The organism is Cellulomonas soli, from assembly GCF_013409305.1.
Taxonomy (GTDB): Bacteria; Actinomycetota; Actinomycetes; order Actinomycetales; family Cellulomonadaceae; genus Cellulomonas; species Cellulomonas soli.
Map to the genome: position 1 here is coordinate 4,223,904 of NZ_JACBZJ010000001.1, position 16,563 is coordinate 4,240,466.

Genomic DNA, 16,563 nt, shown 5'->3' on the forward strand with positions numbered 1-16,563 from the left:
CTCACCCGTTCAGCGGGCCGGACCGGGAGGCGTCAGACGGCCGCGTCCTCGCGCATGCGCTGGCTGATCACCGTGGTCACGCCGTCGCCGCGCATCGTCACGCCGTACAGCGCGTCGGCGATCTCCATCGTGCGCTTCTGGTGGGTGACGACGATGAGCTGGGAGTCCTCCTGCAGCTCACGGAAGATCTCGAGCAGCCGACCCAGGTTCGCGTCGTCGAGCGCCGCCTCGACCTCGTCCATCACGTAGAACGGACTGGGCCGCGCCTTGAAGATCGCCACGAGCAGCGCCACGGCCGTCAACGACCGTTCCCCACCGGACAGCAGCGAGAGCCGCTTGACCTTCTTGCCCGCGGGGCGCGCCTCGACCTCGATACCGGTGGTGAGCATGTCGTCCGGGTCGGTCAGGACCAACCGGCCCTCGCCACCGGGGAACAGGCGGGGGAAGACCCGGTCGAACGCGGCGGCCGTGTCCCGGTAGGCCTCGGCGAAGACCTGCTCGACGCGCTGGTCGATCTCCTTGACGATCTCCAGCAGGTCCGTCCGGGACCGCTTGAGGTCGGCGAGCTGCTCGGTGAGGAACTTGTGGCGCTCCTCGAGCGCGGCGAACTCCTCCAACGCCAACGGGTTGACCCGACCGAGCAGCGACAGCGCACGCTCGGCGGCGCGCAGCCGCTTCTCCTGCTGCTCGCGCACGTACGGCACGGTCGCCGGCGCCCCGTCCTCCGGCTCGACGCCCGGGGCGAGCACGACCGGCACAGGCCTGTGCGGACCGAACTCGTCGAGCAGGACGGCCGGGTCGAGCCCCAGCTCGTCGACGGCACGCCCCTGCAGCTGCTCGATCCGCAGCCGCTGCTGCGTGCGTGCGACCTCGTCACGGTGCGCCACGTCGGTGAGCTCGGCGAACTCCTTGGCACGGGCGTCCACCTCGGCACGCACGGCCGCGATCTCCTCGTCGCGCCGCGTCCGTGCGACCTCGACGGCCTCGCGCTCCGCGGTCGCTCGGCGCAGGGACGTCTCGAGCGTCGCGAGCGCCCGGGTGGCACCGTCCCGCACCGCCTCGGCCACCGCGGCCTGGCGGGCGCGGGCGCGCTCGCGCTCGGCCGCACGGGCGCGAGCCTCGCGCTCGGAACGGGCTGCCCGTTCCAGCGACTCCGCACGACCGGACAGTGCCCGTGCACGCTCCTCGCTCGTGCGCAGGGTCAGCCGCGCCTCGGTCTCGCGCGCTCGTGACCCCGTCGCGAGCTGGGCGAGCTCGTCACGCCGGGCCGTGCCCGCAGCGATGGCCACCTCGCTGTCCGCCGGCTCCCGCTCGGCGACCTCCAGCCGTGCGGCCAGCTCGGCGAGGGTCTCGGAGTCGTCGGCCAGCGTGCGCGTCGCCGCGTCGAGCGAGGCCTGCATGCGCTCGGCCTCGGCACGGGCGGACCGCGCGGTCGAGCCGAGGTGCCCCAGCTGCTCGGCGACCGCGGCGAGCGCCGCGTCGGACTCGTTCAGCCGTTCGAGCGTCCGCTCGTGCGCCGCCCGTGCAGCCTCCTGCGCCTCGAGCGCGCCCACCAGCTCGAACCGCGTGCGCTCGGCGGTCGCCGTGGACCGCTCAGCGCCGGCGCGGGCCTGGTCGAGGGCCGACTGCAGGTGCAGCGCGCTGGGCGCCGAGGCCGAACCGCCCGACGCGCGGTCCCGGGCCAGCACGTCACCGGACCTGGTCGCCACCACCAGGTGCGGGTGCGCGGCCACGATCGCCCGCGCCTGCGCGAGGTCGTCGACCACGACGACGTCGGCCAGCAGCGCCTCGACGGTGGAGCGCACGTGCTCCGGGGCCTGGACGAGGTCGACGGCCCGCTGGGCCCCAGCAGGGAGGTCGGTCACCGTCGGGACGGAGGCCGCGCCTGCGACGACCAGCGTGGACCGACCCGCATCCTCGGTGCGCAGGTACCGGATCGCGTCGACGGCGGCGTCGACCGACACGACCGCGACAGCGTCGGCGAGCGCACCGAGCGCAGCGACGACCGCCTCCTCGTCACGTGTCGCCACCTGCAGGAGGGCGGCGAGCGAGCCGATCGTGCCACCCAGACCGTCGGCGGCCAGCAGCGCGCCTGCACCGTCCTTGCGCAGCAGGCTCAGCTCGAGCGTCTCGGCACGCTCCCCGAGTGCCGTGCGCTCACGCTCGGCCTGAGCCAGCCGCTCCCGCAAGGTCGCGACCAGGTCGTTCGCCTGCTCGAGCGCCTCGACGGCCGCCTCGTGCTCGGCGTCCAGCCCTTCCTCACCCTGCTCGGCGCCGGCGACCTGCGACTCGAGCGCCACGAACTCGACCGTCGCCTGCTGGCCGCGACGCTCCGCCTCGCCCAGGGCGTCCCGGAGCCGGCCGATCTCCGACTGCGTCGCCTCGACCCGGCTGCGGCGTGCGGCGACCTGGCCGGCCAGCCGCGCCACGCCCTCACGACGGTCGGCCGCACCCCGCAGTGCCGTCGCGAGCTCCTGCTCGGCCGACGCCGCCGCCTGCTCGGCCTGCTGGCGGGCGGTGACGGCCGCCTCGAGCGCCACCCGGGCGATGTCGACCTCGGCAGCCAGCTCGGCCTCGGCCCGTCGCACGCGCTCGGCCTGCGCCGCGAGATCGTCCGGGTCCTGCCCGCCCGCACGCTCGGCGGTCGCCGACCCGAGGAGCCGCACCCGGTCGGCGGCCAGGGACGCGGTGCCGCGCAGCCGCTCGCGCAGCGACGAGAGCCGATACCAGACCTCGCTGGCCTCGCTCAGGGCCGGCGCGGCCTCGGCGGCCTCCCGCTCCAGGGTCGCCAGCCGGGCGCGGGTCTCGGCGAGCACCTGCTCGACCTGCGTGCGCCGGGCGGCCACGGCCGACTCGTCCGCGATCTCCTGCTCCATCGTGGCGGTCAGCTGGGCCAGGTCGTCCGCGAGCAGGCGTGCCCGGGAGTCACGCAGGTCGGACTGCACGACCGCGGCCTTGCGGGCCACCTCGGCCTGCCTGCCGAGCGGGCCGAGCTGGCGCCGGATCTCGCCGGTGAGGTCGCCGAGCCGCGTGAGGTTGGCCTGCATCGCGTCGAGCTTGCGGAGGGCCTTCTCCTTGCGCTTGCGGTGCTTGAGGACGCCCGCCGCCTCCTCGATGAAGCCGCGCCGCTCCTCGGGGGTCGCCCGCAGCACCGCGTCGAGCTGACCCTGACCGACGATCACGTGCATCTCGCGGCCCAGGCCGGAGTCCGAGAGCAGGTCCTGGATGTCGAGCAGCCGGCAGCCCTGCCCGTTGATCGCGTACTCCGAGCCGCCGTTGCGGAACAGGGTGCGCGAGATCGTCACCTCGGAGTACTCGATCGGCAGGGCACCGTCGGCGTTGTCGATCGTCAGGGCGACCTCGGCCCTGCCGAGCGGCGGCCGCCCGGTGGTGCCGGCGAAGATGACGTCTTCCATCTTGCCGCCGCGCAGCGACTTGGCACCCTGCTCCCCCATGACCCAGGCGAGGGCGTCGACGACGTTGGACTTGCCCGACCCGTTCGGCCCGACGACGCAGGTGACACCGGGCTCGAAGTGCAGCGTCGTCGCCGAGGCGAACGACTTGAACCCGCGCAGGGTCAGGGTCTTCAGGTGCACGGGGGCAGCCTAGGGTGCGTGCGGTCGACGCCCGCGGAGGTCCGGTCGGTCGGACGCTGCGAGGCCGGTCCGCGGACGGGCCGGGCCGTCAGAGGGCGGGGAACCACAGCGCGATCTCGCGCTCGGCCGACGTCGGCGAGTCCGAGCCGTGCACCAGGTTCTCGATCACGGGCCGACCCCAGTCCCGGGCGAGGTCCCCACGGATCGTGCCGGGGGCCGCGAGCGTCGGGTCCGTGGCACCGGCCAACGACCGGAAGCCCTCGACCACCCTCTGACCCTCGGCCACGATCGCGAGGACGGGGCCGGACGACATCATGGCGATCAGCGGGCCGACGAAGGGCTTGCCCGCGTGCTCGGCGTAGTGCTCGACGAGCAGGGCCTCGTCGGCGTGCCGCAGCTCGACGGCCGCCAGCGTGTAGCCCTTCGCCTCGATGCGCCGCAGCACCTCGCCGGCCAGTCCGCGGCGGACGCCGTCGGGCTTGACGAGGACGAGGGTGCGCTGCGCGAGGGGTGCGTCGGTCATGGTCGCCACCCTAGCGGGGCGGCCGGGGCCGTCAGGGTGCGGCGTCCGCCGGGTGCGCGGCGTCGTACTCGGCACGTTCGCGATCGATACGACCGCCGAGGCGCAGCGCGACCGCCCACAGCGCGACGAAGACGACCACGGTGATGACCGTGAGGTCGCGCGCCCCGGCCGGGGCGAGCAGCGACGCCGCGAGGAGCCAGCCCTGCAGCACCCAGCCGACCACGTACCCGCCGGGGCGACCGACCCAGCCGGAGGCGACGAGCAGCAGGACCACGAGCCCGCCGCCGACCGCCCACACCGGTCCGGTCGGGTACGTGCGCAGGCCGTGCACCACGAGCGTCGCGAACAGCACCACGAACGCCTCGAGCACGAGGATCGTCTGGGTGAACTGAGGCTTCGCGGGTCGCTTGCGGCGCACGGCCGGCACGGTGGAGCTCATCGGGACAGGCTAACGAGCCTGCCCCTGCTCGCTAGCCCCGCCGGACGGCACGTCGGTCCGCCCGTCGGTCCCTGCGCGGGCGCCGGCGAGCACGCCGTCCGCCTCCCGCGGGTCGCCGGCGTCCGTCGCGTCGACCGAGGTGGCCGCCGGGTCGTCGGCAGCGAGCGCCTCGCCGCGGGCGACCATGCCGGCCACGTCGGACAGCCGCACCTCCTTGAGGAAGAGCGCCAGCACGAAGCCGACCAGCACGAGCGGCACGAGGTACCAGAACGCGGGTGCGAGGGCCTGGGTGAACGCGTCGACGACACCCGTCCGGAACGGCTCGGGCAGCGCCTGCACCATGGCCGGGGTCAGACCCGACGCGTCGGCCCCGCCGGAGCCTGCCGGCACACCGGCGAACACGGTCTCGAGGTTGCTCGTCAGTCGCGTGGTGAAGATCGTGCTGAACAGGGCCGTGCCGACGGCGGCGCCGATCTCGCGGAAGAAGTTGTTCGCGCTGGTGGCGGTGCCGATCTCGTGCGGGTCGACCGCGTTCTGCACGGCCAGCACGATCGTCTGCATGACCAGGCCCATGCCGACACCGACGACGAAGATCATCGCGCCGAACAGGACCATCGACATGTCACCGGTGATCCGGGTCAGCCACGCGATGCCGGCTGCGGTGATCGCCAGGCCGGCGATCGGGAACATCTTGTAACGGCCGGTCTTGGTGATCGCGATGCCGGAGCCGATCGCGGTGATCATGACGCCCGCCATCATCGGCAGCATGAGGAAGCCGGACTCGGTGACGCCGGCGCCGGTCGACATCTGCAGGAACGTGGGCAGGAAGGCGAGGGCGGAGAACATCCCCATACCGAGGATGAGGCCGATCGACGTGGCGATGGTGAACGTGCGGTTGCGGAACAGGCGCAGCGGCAGGATCGGCTCGCTCGCGCGGGTCTCGGCGAGGATGAACAGCGCGATCGAGACGAGCGTGCCGATGACCAGGGCGAGCAGGCCCGTGTTCGACCAGTCGTAGCCCGAGTTGCCCGTCCAGCTCTGCCACGAGGTGGCCAGCACCAGGCCGGAGGTGCCGAGCACCATGAAGACGATGCCGGCGACGTCGATCTTGCGGCCGGAGCGGTGCGTGGGCAGCTTCAGCGTGAACCACGCGGTGGTGAACGCGGCGATGCCGATCGGGATGTTGATCCAGAAGCACCAGCGCCAGTCGGCGTGGTCGGTGAACAGCCCGCCCAGCAGCGGGCCGACGACGGCCGCGATGCCGAACAGCGCACCCATCGGGCCCATGTACTTGCCGCGCTCCTTGGCGGGCACGATGTCGGCGATGATCGCCTGCGACAGGATCATCAGGCCACCGCCGCCCAGGCCCTGGACCCCGCGCCAGAACACGAGCTCGCCGAACGACTGGGCGAACCCGGCACCGGCCGAGGCGAGCGTGAACAGGCCGATCGCGACGAGGAACGGCCAACGCCGCCCCCACAGGTCGCCGAACTTGCCGTACAGCGGCATGACGATGGCGATCGCCAGGATGTACGCGGTGACGACCCATCCCTGGTGCTCGACGCCGTTGAGCTCGCCGACGATCGTGGGCATCGCGGTGCCGACGATCGACTGGTCGAGCGAGGACAGGAACATGCTCGCCATGAGCGCACCGAAGATCAGCCACACGGTGCGCGGGGTGAGGACGACGAGAGGCTTCTCGTCCTCACGGGGAGCTGCGACGGCAGCGGATGACATGGGGACCTCGGTTCTGGGGGTTCTGACGGTTCTGCGGGCGTGCGGGATCGACGCGCGGGCCGGGCGTTCGTCGCGCCGGTCCGGACGTGCGGGCGGTGGGTGGGTCGGTCGGTGGGTCAGTCGGCCACGATGGCGCGCAGCTCGGACATGGCGGCCGCGAGGTGCACGCGACCGGGCCCCTGCCCGTCCGCGGCGTCCCAGCGGGTGAAGGTGGCGTGCATGAGGCACATCACGAACCCGGCGACGGTCTCGGCCCGGTAGGGCGCTTCGCTGCCGAGGCGCCGGGCGATCAGCCCGACGAGCTCGCCGCGGTGCCGTTCCATCCAGGCCAGGTGCTTGGTCAGCAACCGGGGCTCGCCCCGGGCGAGGGCCAGGGCCCGCTCCATCCGCTCGTGCCCCATGGGTGGCTGCTCGAAGAACTGGGCGAGCAGCTCCTCGAGGTCCGCGGTCAGGCTGCCCGTGGGGCCGCCGGCGGCGAACTGCTCCGAGGCGTCCGACGCGATCGGCAGGGGCATGTGCCCGAGCACGGCGTCGTCCTTGGTGGCGAAGTAGTTGAAGAAGGTCCGGGTGGAGACGCCGGCCTGCTCGCAGATGGCCTCGACGGTGACCGCGTCGAGGCCGTCACGGGCGACGAGCAGGTGCGCGGCGTCGACGAGCGCGCGCTGGCGCGCCTGCTTCTGCCGTGCGCGCAGCCCCTGCTCCCCCGCTGCGCCCGTGACCGGGGCGGGGGTGGCGTCGGGACGCGTGGCGGTGTCGTGCACGGTCAGGACGTTACACCCACTGCAAGTTTGCACGCACTGCAATATTCAGGCGACGTGCGTCACACCTCGCCGAAGCCCTCCTCGACCGCCTGCACGAACGCGGCGACCGCCTGCTCGCCCTGCGGCCCCTCGGCCACGACCTGCAGCTGCTGTCCCTGGGTCGCCCCGAGCTTCATCAGCTCGAGCACGCTCGCGGCGTTGACCCCGTTGACCCGCACCTGCGCGTCGAACCCCGCGAGCATCCGGGCCATGAGCGCCGCGGGGCGCGCGTGCAGCCCCAACGGGTTGCGCAGCACCGCGACAGCCGAGACGGCACCGGAGGGCGCACCCTCGGTCACCAGGCCGTTCGATGCCGAACCGTTCGACATGGAACCGTTCACCGTCGAAACGTTCGGCCCGGCCGGTGTCGGCGACACGGGCACAGGCACCTGCGCACCAGCGGACCTGGCGAACGTCGCGCCCGCCTGCTCGGCGGAGGCCAGCACCTCGGTCAGGCCAGCGCCCCCGAAGGCCGTCACGGCGGCCGCCACCGCACCCTCGACGAACGGCGCATCGGCCAGCCGCACCCGGGCGACCACGTCGTCGTGGAGCATCTCGAGCACCGACTCGGTGGTCAGGACGGCGGAACCCAGGTCGGTCAGGACGACCGCAGCACGGCCGTCGGCGGTCGCCTCGAGCAGAGCACCTTCGATCTTCTCGTAGCTGGTGCCCAGGGTGCCGTCGTCCATGCCCCCGGCAGCCAGGATCGTCACCCCCGGGGCCATCTGCGCGGCCAGCTCGACCGCGCCCGTCGCGAGCGCGGTCGAGTGCGAGACCAGCACGAGCGCGGTGGTCGACCCGCTCACGGCGCCACCGGTCCGCCCGCCGAGGCGGAGTCCGCCGCAGCCTGCAGGATCAGTGCCGAGGACGCCGCGCCCGGGTCCAGGTGCCCCGCCGACCTCTCGCCGAGGTACGACGCGCGACCCTTCGTCGCGACGAGCGGGATCGTGGCCTGCGCGCCCGCCGCGGCCGCCTGCGCGGCAGCCGCCACGACCGCGGCCGCGTCGGCGCCGGCGTCCGCCGCGGCGACCGCGGCCTCGACCGCCGGCGTCCACGCGTCGACCATCGTCTTCTCCCCCGTCGTGGCCTTGCCGCGGGCGACGATGCCCTCGAGCGCCGCCTCGAGCAGCGCGACGACACCGGCGGAGTCGAGCACGGGCGTCGCCGAGACCTTCGCGGCACGCAGGTACGCCGTGCCGTACAGCGGACCGGCGGCACCGCCGACGGTGGACATGAGCGTCGTCGCGACCAGCTTGAGCACGTCACCGACCAGGACCGGTGCGGGCTCGAGCGCGTCGAGACGGGCGACCACGGCGGTGTAGCCGCGGGTCAGGTTCTCGCCGTGGTCACCGTCGCCGATCTGCCGGTCGAGCTCGATGAGCTCCTCGCGGTGCTCGGTGACGACCCGAGCCGATCGGCGCGTCCAGTCGATCGCCCATGCCACGTCCAGCGTCATACCGTGCTCCTCCTCGTGCGGCCGAGTCCGATGCCCGTACCCCTGCCCCTACCAGCGCAGCGCGGCCGTGTGCACGGGTGCGTCCCACAGGGCGGTCAGCTCCTCGTCCAGACGGAGCACCGTGACCGACGCGCCCTGCATCTCCAGTGATGTCACATAGTTGCCGACGAGGGAGCGGGTGACCTCGACCCCGCGCTCGGAGAGCAACGCGCGAGCCCGACGATAGACGACGTACAGCTCCGAGGCGGGCGTGCCGCCCATGCCGTTGACGAACAGCAGGACCTTCTCACCCGGCGCCAGCACCAGGTCGTCCGCGACGGCCGTCAGGAGCATCTCGGTGATCTCGTCGGCGGAGGCCAGCGGGATGCGGTGCCGACCGGGCTCGCCGTGGATGCCGATGCCGATCTCGATCTCGTCCTCGGGCAGGTCGAAGCTGGGCTTGCCGGCGTGCGGGACCGTGCACGCGGTCAGGGCGACACCCATCGAGCGGACGTTGGCGATGACCTTCTCGGCCACGGCGACGACCGCGTCCAGGTCGTCGCCGCGCTCGGCGGCCGCCCCGGCGATCTTCTCCACCGCGACCGTGCCGGCGACGCCCCGCCGGCCTGCCGTGTAGAGCGAGTCCTCGACCGCGACGTCGTCGTTCACGACGACCGACCGCACGGTGACCCCCTCGGCGTCGGCGAGCTCGGCGGCCGTCTCGAAGTTCAGCACGTCGCCGGTGTAGTTCTTGACGATCGCCAGCACGCCGGCACCGGCGTCGGCCGCCTGCAGGGCGGGGGCGATCTGGTCGGGGGTCGGCGAGGTGAACATCGCACCGGGCACGGCCGCGTCGAGCATGCCGAGGCCCACGAAACCCGCGTGCAGCGGTTCGTGCCCGCTGCCCCCGCCGCTGACGAGGCCGACCTTGCCGGCGCGCGCACCGCCTGCGCGGGCCACGTACAGCGGATCGGTGTGCACCGCGACGAGGTCGGCGTGCGCGAGCCCGAATCCTTCGACGGACTCGGCGACGACGGTCTGCGGGTCGTTGATGAGCTTCTTCACTGTGGCCATCCCTCCTTCGGGCGACCGACCACCGACGGCTGCCGGTCACGGCACGTCAGGGCGGGTCCGGGCGTACGCGCCCCGACGTCCTCACCTTCACGGCGGCCCCGACGGGCCGCAAGCCGAGCACGTGCACGGGCGCTGCACGTTCGTGCAGCACCCGTGCGGTGCCCGTGGTGCGCGTCTGCGCCGGTCAGAGACCGGTCACCGACCGGCGACCGTGCGCTCAGGGGCGCCCCAGCAGCACACGTGCCTCGGCGACGAGCACGATCGAACCGGTCACCAGGACGCCGGCCCCGCGGTCCGCCTCGCTCTCCGCCCGCTGCACGGCGACATCGATCGCGTCGTCCAGACGCTCGACCACGTGCACGCGGTCCTCGCCGAACACGTCGATCGCGATGTCGGCGAGGTCCTGCACGTCCATCGCCCGCGGCGAGGACATGCCCGTGACGACCACCTCGTCCAGCAGCGGCTCGAGCGCCGCGAGGATGCCCTCGGGGTCCTTGTCGGCCATGATCGCCACGACGCCCACGAGCCGGACGAAGCCGAAGGACTCCTCGACCGCCGCCGCGAGCGCCTCGGCGCCCGCGGGGTTGTGCGCGGCGTCGACGAGCACGGTCGGGCTCGTCCGGACGATCTCGAGCCGGCCCGGGGAGTCGACGTCGGCGAACGCCGCACCCACCACGTCGCCGTCGAGAGCCGCCCCGCCGGTCAGCAGCGCCTCGGTCGCGACGAGCGCGAGCAGCGCGTTGTGCGCCTGGTGCTCGCCGTGCAGCGGAAGGAAGATGTCCTGGTAGACCCCGCCGAGCGCACGCAGCGTGAGCAGCTGACCGCCCACCGCGACCTGACGCTCGACGACCGTGATGTCGACGTCCTCGCGCACGACCCGTGCACCGTGCTCGGCGGCCGCCGCGAGCACGACCCCTTCGACGTCCTCGGTCTGGTGGGCGAGCACGAGCGTGGCGCCGTCCTTGATGATCCCGGACTTCTCCGAGGCGATGTCGACCAGCGTCGAGCCGAGGTAGCGCTCGTGGTCGAGCGCGATCGGCGCGATCACCGCGACCTCGCCGTCCGCGACGTTCGTCGAGTCCCACGTGCCGCCCAGGCCCACCTCGAGCACCGCGACCTCGACGGGCGCGTCCGCGAACGCTGCGAAGGCCATCACGGTGAACACCTCGAAGAACGAGAGCCGCACCCCGCCGGCCGCGACCGAACGTTCGTCGACGATGTGCACGTACGGGGCCACGTCCTGCCAGACCTCGACGAAACGCTCGTCCGAGATCGGCTCGCCGTCGATCGCGATGCGCTCGGTCACCCGCGTCAGGTGCGGGCTGGTGAAGCGGCCCGTGCGCAGGCCGTGCTCACGCAGCAGCCGTTCGACCATGCGCGACGTGGACGTCTTGCCGTTCGTGCCGGTCAGGTGCACGACGCGGAACGCGCGTTGCGGGTCGCCCAGCAGCTCGCACACGGCCAGCACCCGGTCCAGGGTCGGGTCGATGTCGTGCTCGGGCGCTCGCCGCAGGATCGCGGCGTACACCTCGTCGGCCGCCTCACGGGCGGCCCGGGCCGCCTCGTCACGCAGATGGTCCCCACCGGCACGACTCATGCATCCACCTTCTCGACCTTCACGACCAGCTCGGGTGTGGGCGACACCTCGACGACGACCCGCACGGCCAGCGTCTCGCGCCCGATGAACTCCTGGTGGTCCTCGACGTCGCCCACGCGGTCACGAGGCACGTCGAGCGAGAGCACGATGCGGTCCCCGACCTGCAGACCGGCCGCCTTGCGGGCGTCCTGCACGGCACGCACGACGTCGCGAGCGTAGCCCTCGGCCAGCAGGGCGTCGTCGAGCGCGAGGTCGAGCACGACGAATCCGCCACCGGGCAGCACCGCGGCAGCAGCCGCCGGTCCCTGCGCCGGGTCGCCGGCCTGGTCGCCCACCAGGACGACCGTGGTGAGCTCGTACTCGGACGGCTCGAGCGGCACGTCGCCCTCGTCCGTGGCGACGACGACGACACCGAGGGCGTCGGTGCGCCACGACCCGGCGCGAGCCGCCTTGATGACCGCCTGCACCCCGCGGCCGAGCCGAGGGCCGGCGGCGCGCGCGTTGACCGCCAGTCGCTGGGCGATGCCGAACCGCTCGGCCACACCCGCGTCGGCCGCCACGAGCTGCACCTGCTTGACGTTGAGCTCGGTGGCCAGCAGCGCCGCGTACGGCGTCAACGCGTCCGGGTCGTCGACCGCGACCGTGAGGGTGCGCAGGGGCTGCCGGACCCGCTGGCCGTGCGCCTTGCGCAGACCCAGCGCGCTGGAGGTGACCGACCGCACCTGGTCCATCGCCGCGACGAGGGCGTCGTCCGCGACGAGTGCACCCTCACCTGCCGCCGGCCAGTCGGTCAGGTGCACGCTGCGCCCGCCCGTCAGGCCGCGCCAGACCTCCTCGGCGACCATCGGCGCGAGCGGGGCCATCACCCGGGTGAGCGCCTCGAGCGAGGTCCACAGCGTGTCGAACGCGTCGGCGTCCTCGGCCCAGAAGCGGTCGCGCTGGGTGCGCACGTACCAGTTGGTCAGCACGTCGATGTGGTCGCGGACGACCTCGCACGCCGCGGCGATGTCGAACGCGTCCAGGTGCGCCTGCGCCGACACGACCAGGTCGTGCGTGCGGGCCAGCAGGTACCGGTCGAGCGCGGGCAGGCCCGCGACACGGTCGGCGTCGACAGCACGGGCGGTGTACCCGGCGCCGCCGTCGGCCGCCCCGGCGTACAGCGTGAAGAAGTAGTAGGTGCTCCACAGCGGCAGCAGGACCTGCCGCGCGCCGTCACGGATCGACTCCTCGGCGACCACCAGGTTCCCGCCGCGCAGCACGGGCGAGCCCATGAGCGACCAGCGCACCGCGTCCGAGCCGTAGGTGTCGAACATGACCAACGGGTCGGGGTAGTTGCGCAGCGACTTGGACGCCTTGCGGCCGTCGTCACCCAGCACGATGCCGTGCGAGACGCACGAACGGAACGCCGGCCGGTCGAACAGCGCCGTGGCCAGCACGTGCAGCAGGTAGAACCAGCCGCGGGTCTGCCCGACGTACTCCACGATGAAGTCGCCCGGGTAGTGGTGCTCGAACCAGTCGGCGTTCTCGAACGGGTAGTGCACCTGCGCGAACGGCATCGACCCGGAGTCGAACCACACGTCGAGCACGTCGGGGATGCGACGCATCGTCGAGCGACCCGTCGGGTCGTCCGGGTTGGGTCGCGTGAGCTCGTCGATGAACGGGCGGTGCAGGTCGGGCTCACCGGCCTCGTTCAGCGGCAGGCGCCCGAAGTCGGCCTCGAGCGCGGCCAGCGAGCCGTACACGTCGGTGCGCGGGTGCGCCGGGTCGTCGGAGACCCACACCGGGATCGGCGTGCCCCAGTAGCGGTTGCGGCTGATCGACCAGTCGCGTGCGTTCGCCAGCCACTTGCCGAACTGGCCGTCCTTGATGTGCTCGGGCGACCAGTCGATCTCCTGGTTGAGCTCGACCATGCGGTCGCGGAACTCGGTGACGCGCACGAACCACGACGAGACGGCCTTGTAGATCAAGGGGTTCCGGCACCGCCAGCAGTGCGGGTAGGAGTGCTCGTAGGTCTCGTGCCGCACGAGCACGGCTCGCTGCTCGGCGGCGACCCGCGCGAGCGGCCCGGACCCGGCCTTGAGGTCGGCAATGACCGCCTTGTTCGCCTCGAAGACCTGCTGACCGGCGTAGTCGGGCACCTCGGCGGTGAACCGGCCCTTGGAGTCGATCGGCACGACCGGCGTGATGCCGACCGCGTCGCAGGCGATCATGTCGTCCTCGCCGAAGGCAGGAGCCATGTGCACGATGCCCGAGCCGTCCTCGGTCGTGACGAAGTCGCCGGCCAGGACCACGTGCGCGTTCGGGTGCCCCGCGAAGTAGTCGAACGGCGGGGTGTAGGACCGGCCGACCAGGTCGGAGCCCTGCAGCCGTGCCACGACGGTCGGCTCCGCACCCAGCTCGCGGGCGTAGGCGGTCAGCCGGGGCGCGGCCAGCACGAACCGCTCCCCCGCGTGCTGCTCGGCCAGCGGCGAGCCCGCCTCGGGCTCGACCACGACGTACTCGATGTCGGGGCCGACCGCGAGCGCCAGGTTGCTCGGCAGCGTCCACGGGGTCGTCGTCCACAGCAGGGCGAGCTCACCGGAGTCCAGGCGCACGCCGACGGTCAGCGCCGGGTCCTGCCGGGAGGCGTAGACGTCGTCGTCCATGCGCAGCTCGTGGTTGGACAGCGGCGTCTCGTCGCGCCAGCAGTACGGCAGGACCCGGTACCCCTCGTAGGCCAGGCCCTTGTCGTGCAGGCGCTTGAACGCCCAGAGCACCGACTCCATGTAGGTGATGTCGAGCGTCTTGTAGTCGTGCTCGAAGTCGACCCAGCGGGCCTGCCGGGTGACGTACTGCTGCCACTCGCCGGTGTAGCGCAGCACCGACTCGCGGCACGCGGCGTTGAACGCGGCGATGCCCATCTCGTCGATCTGCGACTTGTCGGTGATGCCGAGGATCCGCTCGGCCTCCAGCTCGGCGGGCAGGCCGTGGGTGTCCCAGCCGAACCGGCGCTCGACGCGGCGCCCGCGCATGGTCTGGTACCGGGGGACGACGTCCTTGACGTACCCGGTGAGCAGGTGGCCGTAGTGCGGAAGGCCGTTGGCGAACGGGGGCCCGTCGTAGAAGACGAACTCGTTGGCGCCGTTCTCGCCGGCCTCGCGCGCCTCGACGGAGGCCAGGAACGTGCCGTCGGCCTCCCAGTGCGCGAGCACCTCGTGCTCGAGCGCGGGCAGGTCGGGCGAGGCGGGGACGGCAGGCTGGCTCTGCGAGCCGGACGAGCGGTGCAGCGGGTAGGCCACGCGGGACGCTCCTGTGATCGGCACCCGGGGGTGCGCAACGGCACGGGACCGCGAGGACGACGAGCCCGGACGTCCGGGACCACCGCGGTACCACCCCGCTTGCCGGGCCCCTGACGGGGTGACCGACCACTCTGCGACGGCTGTGACGGGCCTGCCCCGTCCGGTTCTACTGGGGGCGCCCGCAGGTGCCCTGTTCTTCCGGAGGCTCACCGGTGATGGCCGGGTCGACGCCTGTGCGGCCCATGCTAACCGAGGTGCCCGTCGACGCCGCGACCGGCGCCTCCTCAGGCTGGGCCGGTGGTGCCGGTGGTGCCCGGGATCCGATACGCGAGCAGGGCCGCGACCTGGACGAGCGGGGCGTTCCAGTTGATCGTCAGCTCGTTGACGCTCCAGGCACCGATGTCGTCGACGAAGCACCGCTGGGCGGGCAGCCCGCCGACGGCGGCCGCCGCGACCTCGTCCTGCGTCGAGGAGTTCGGCCCGCCGCTGACCGTGCCGGGAGGCGGGTCGGGCAGCGTCGGGTCGAGCTGCCCGGCGTACCAGCGGCTGTGCTGGTGGTGCACGGCATCGGTGCCGTACCCCGTCACGTACGAGAGCCCCAGGGCGTTGCGACCGAGCACGTGCCCGAGCCCCGCGGTCGCGCCGCGCACGAACCGGTCCTCGCCCGTCACGTCGGCGGCGGCCAGGAGCACGGTGAGCAGGTTGAGCACCAGACCGTTCGAGCCCCAGTCGTAGCGGCCGTCGCGCGGGGCGTACGGGGTGCCGAACGGTTGGGCGGCCTGCGTGGCCAGCAGGTCCTCGGCCGCGACGACGACGGAGGCACGCACCTCCTCACGCTCGGGCAGGTCGCCGGGCACGGTCGCCAGGTCGATCCGGGCCAGGGCGGCGACGTCCTTCCAGTCGTAGCCCTCGGGGACGAACACCGGCTCGACGCCCCCGACATGGCACGGGTTGGCCCGCAGGTCGGCCAGGTACGCGGACTCCCCCGTGGTCAGGTACAGCTCGGCGGCCGCCCAGTACCGCTCGTCGTCCAGGTGCACGTCGTCGTACGGGCCCCCACCGAAATCGGCCACGACGTTCGTGTCAGGTGCCAGCAGCACGGGCTGGGCGAGCGCTGCGGCATACGTCTCACGTGCCGCGGTCAGCAGCTGCGCGGCGAACGTCGCGTCGTGCGCGGCCAGCACCCGGGCGCCCTGCGCTGCCACCGCGGCCAGGTTGAGCGTGGCGGACGTCGACGGGCGGTGCAGGAAACGGCGCTGCGGGTCGCGGTGCGGCAACGTCGGCAGGTGCGTCCACGCCTCGTCGTGCACCTTGTGGTGCACGAGACCCGCATACCGGGACCCGGCGGGCACGCGCATGCGCAGCATCCACTCCAGCTCCCAGCGGGCCTCCTCGCGCAGCGCCCGCAGGAGCGCGCCGTCGACCTGCGCGCCCGCGGCCGCCCGCGCGCTCAGACGCTCGTACGTCCCGAGCAGCTGGGCCACCGCGATCCCGCCGTTGACGACGTACTTGCCCTGGTCACCGGCGTCGTACCAGCCGCCGCTCACGTCGAGCACGTGCCCGTCGGTCCAGCCCTCGTACAGGTCGACCCCGTCGGCGGTCAGGGCACGCCCCGCGGGCAGGCACGGCACGCGGGTGTCGCCGCCGTGGGCGCATGCGGCGGTGTGGCCGGCCGGACGAGCGTAAGCAGCGCCCGCGACCTCGGGGCCGATCGCGACACCCGAGCGCTGCAGGTGGAAGAACTGCAGGGCGTCGGCGGCGAGCGGGGCGTGCAGGTCGGCGGCGACCCGGAACGGGTGGCTGGTCGCACCGTCGGCCGCGAGCGTGAACCCCTCGCCGGGCGCGGTCAGAGCACCGACCTCGAGGGTGTGCACCGTGAACCCGGCGGACGGGTCGAGCCCGCGCGGCACGGAGGTGCCCACCCGGACGACATGGCCGCCCTGCTCGAGCCGCCAGGGCACCGGGTCCGCCACCGAGGTGACGAGCGTCGCGGAGAACGGGACGCCGGGCAGCTGCCCGACCTGGTCGAGGCGGACGCGCGGGGTGCTCACCTCGCCCACCCTAGGAGTGCGTGGTCCGGTCCC

Annotated in this window: 11 protein-coding genes; all 11 read right to left on the bottom strand. The window is 73.1% G+C overall.

The features are described from left to right. Nucleotides 1–32 precede the first annotated feature (32 nt). Complete coding sequence (gene smc / locus BKA22_RS19235) at nucleotides 33–3,596, bottom strand: chromosome segregation protein SMC (protein ID WP_146952232.1); 3,564 nt, start codon at nucleotides 3,594–3,596, stop codon at nucleotides 33–35. 88 nt (nucleotides 3,597–3,684) lie between these two features. Next, nucleotides 3,685–4,119, bottom strand: a complete 435-nt coding sequence (gene ndk, locus BKA22_RS19240) for a nucleoside-diphosphate kinase (RefSeq protein WP_146952231.1) — start codon at nucleotides 4,117–4,119, stop codon at nucleotides 3,685–3,687. A 31-nt stretch (nucleotides 4,120–4,150) separates the two neighbouring features. After that, nucleotides 4,151–4,558 (bottom strand): DUF4233 domain-containing protein, encoded by a 408-nt coding sequence (locus tag BKA22_RS19245; RefSeq protein ID WP_146952230.1) that lies wholly within the window; start codon nucleotides 4,556–4,558, stop codon nucleotides 4,151–4,153. 9 nt (nucleotides 4,559–4,567) lie between these two features. Continuing rightward, a complete protein-coding gene (locus BKA22_RS19250; RefSeq protein ID WP_146952229.1) occupies nucleotides 4,568–6,295 on the bottom strand; it encodes an MDR family MFS transporter in 1,728 nt (575 codons plus the stop codon). A 116-nt stretch (nucleotides 6,296–6,411) separates the two neighbouring features. After that, a complete protein-coding gene (locus BKA22_RS19255) occupies nucleotides 6,412–7,056 on the bottom strand; it encodes a TetR/AcrR family transcriptional regulator (protein WP_146952228.1) in 645 nt (214 codons plus the stop codon). 59 nt (nucleotides 7,057–7,115) lie between these two features. Then, nucleotides 7,116–7,901, bottom strand: a complete 786-nt coding sequence (gene dhaM / locus BKA22_RS19260; protein ID WP_146952227.1) for a dihydroxyacetone kinase phosphoryl donor subunit DhaM — start codon at nucleotides 7,899–7,901, stop codon at nucleotides 7,116–7,118. Further along, a complete protein-coding gene (dhaL, locus tag BKA22_RS19265) occupies nucleotides 7,898–8,551 on the bottom strand; it encodes a dihydroxyacetone kinase subunit DhaL (RefSeq protein WP_146952226.1) in 654 nt (217 codons plus the stop codon). The genes dhaM and dhaL overlap by 4 nt, the downstream gene beginning before the upstream one ends. Before the next feature lie 48 nt (nucleotides 8,552–8,599). Further along, nucleotides 8,600–9,595, bottom strand: coding sequence for a dihydroxyacetone kinase subunit DhaK (dhaK, locus tag BKA22_RS19270; RefSeq protein ID WP_146952412.1), 996 nt, complete (start codon nucleotides 9,593–9,595; stop codon nucleotides 8,600–8,602). Between the two features lie 226 nt (nucleotides 9,596–9,821). Beyond that, on the bottom strand, nucleotides 9,822–11,201 hold the full coding sequence (locus BKA22_RS19275) for a bifunctional folylpolyglutamate synthase/dihydrofolate synthase (protein ID WP_146952225.1): 1,380 nt from the start codon (nucleotides 11,199–11,201) through the stop codon (nucleotides 9,822–9,824). Beyond that, nucleotides 11,198–14,479 carry an isoleucine--tRNA ligase gene (gene ileS, locus BKA22_RS19280; RefSeq protein ID WP_146952224.1) on the bottom strand — a complete coding sequence of 1,094 codons (3,282 nt, stop codon included), beginning with the start codon at nucleotides 14,477–14,479 and terminating at the stop codon, nucleotides 11,198–11,200. The genes BKA22_RS19275 and ileS overlap by 4 nt, the downstream gene beginning before the upstream one ends. A 284-nt stretch (nucleotides 14,480–14,763) precedes the next feature. Then, entirely contained in the window at nucleotides 14,764–16,530 is a 1,767-nt protein-coding gene (locus BKA22_RS19285; RefSeq protein WP_179561859.1) for a glycoside hydrolase family 9 protein, read from the bottom strand. Nucleotides 16,531–16,563 lie beyond the last annotated feature (33 nt).

Bases quoted from the DNA above. Each gene is read 5' to 3' on its own strand.
- ndk (WP_146952231.1), bottom strand. From the start codon at position 4,119: ATGACCGACGCACCCCTCGCGCAGCGCACCCTCGTCCTCGTCAAGCCC.
- BKA22_RS19245 (WP_146952230.1), bottom strand. From the start codon at position 4,558: ATGAGCTCCACCGTGCCGGCCGTGCGCCGCAAGCGACCCGCGAAGCCT.
- BKA22_RS19250 (WP_146952229.1), bottom strand. From the start codon at position 6,295: ATGTCATCCGCTGCCGTCGCAGCTCCCCGTGAGGACGAGAAGCCTCTC.
- dhaL (WP_146952226.1), bottom strand. From the start codon at position 8,551: ATGACGCTGGACGTGGCATGGGCGATCGACTGGACGCGCCGATCGGCT.
- BKA22_RS19275 (WP_146952225.1), bottom strand. From the start codon at position 11,201: ATGAGTCGTGCCGGTGGGGACCATCTGCGTGACGAGGCGGCCCGGGCC.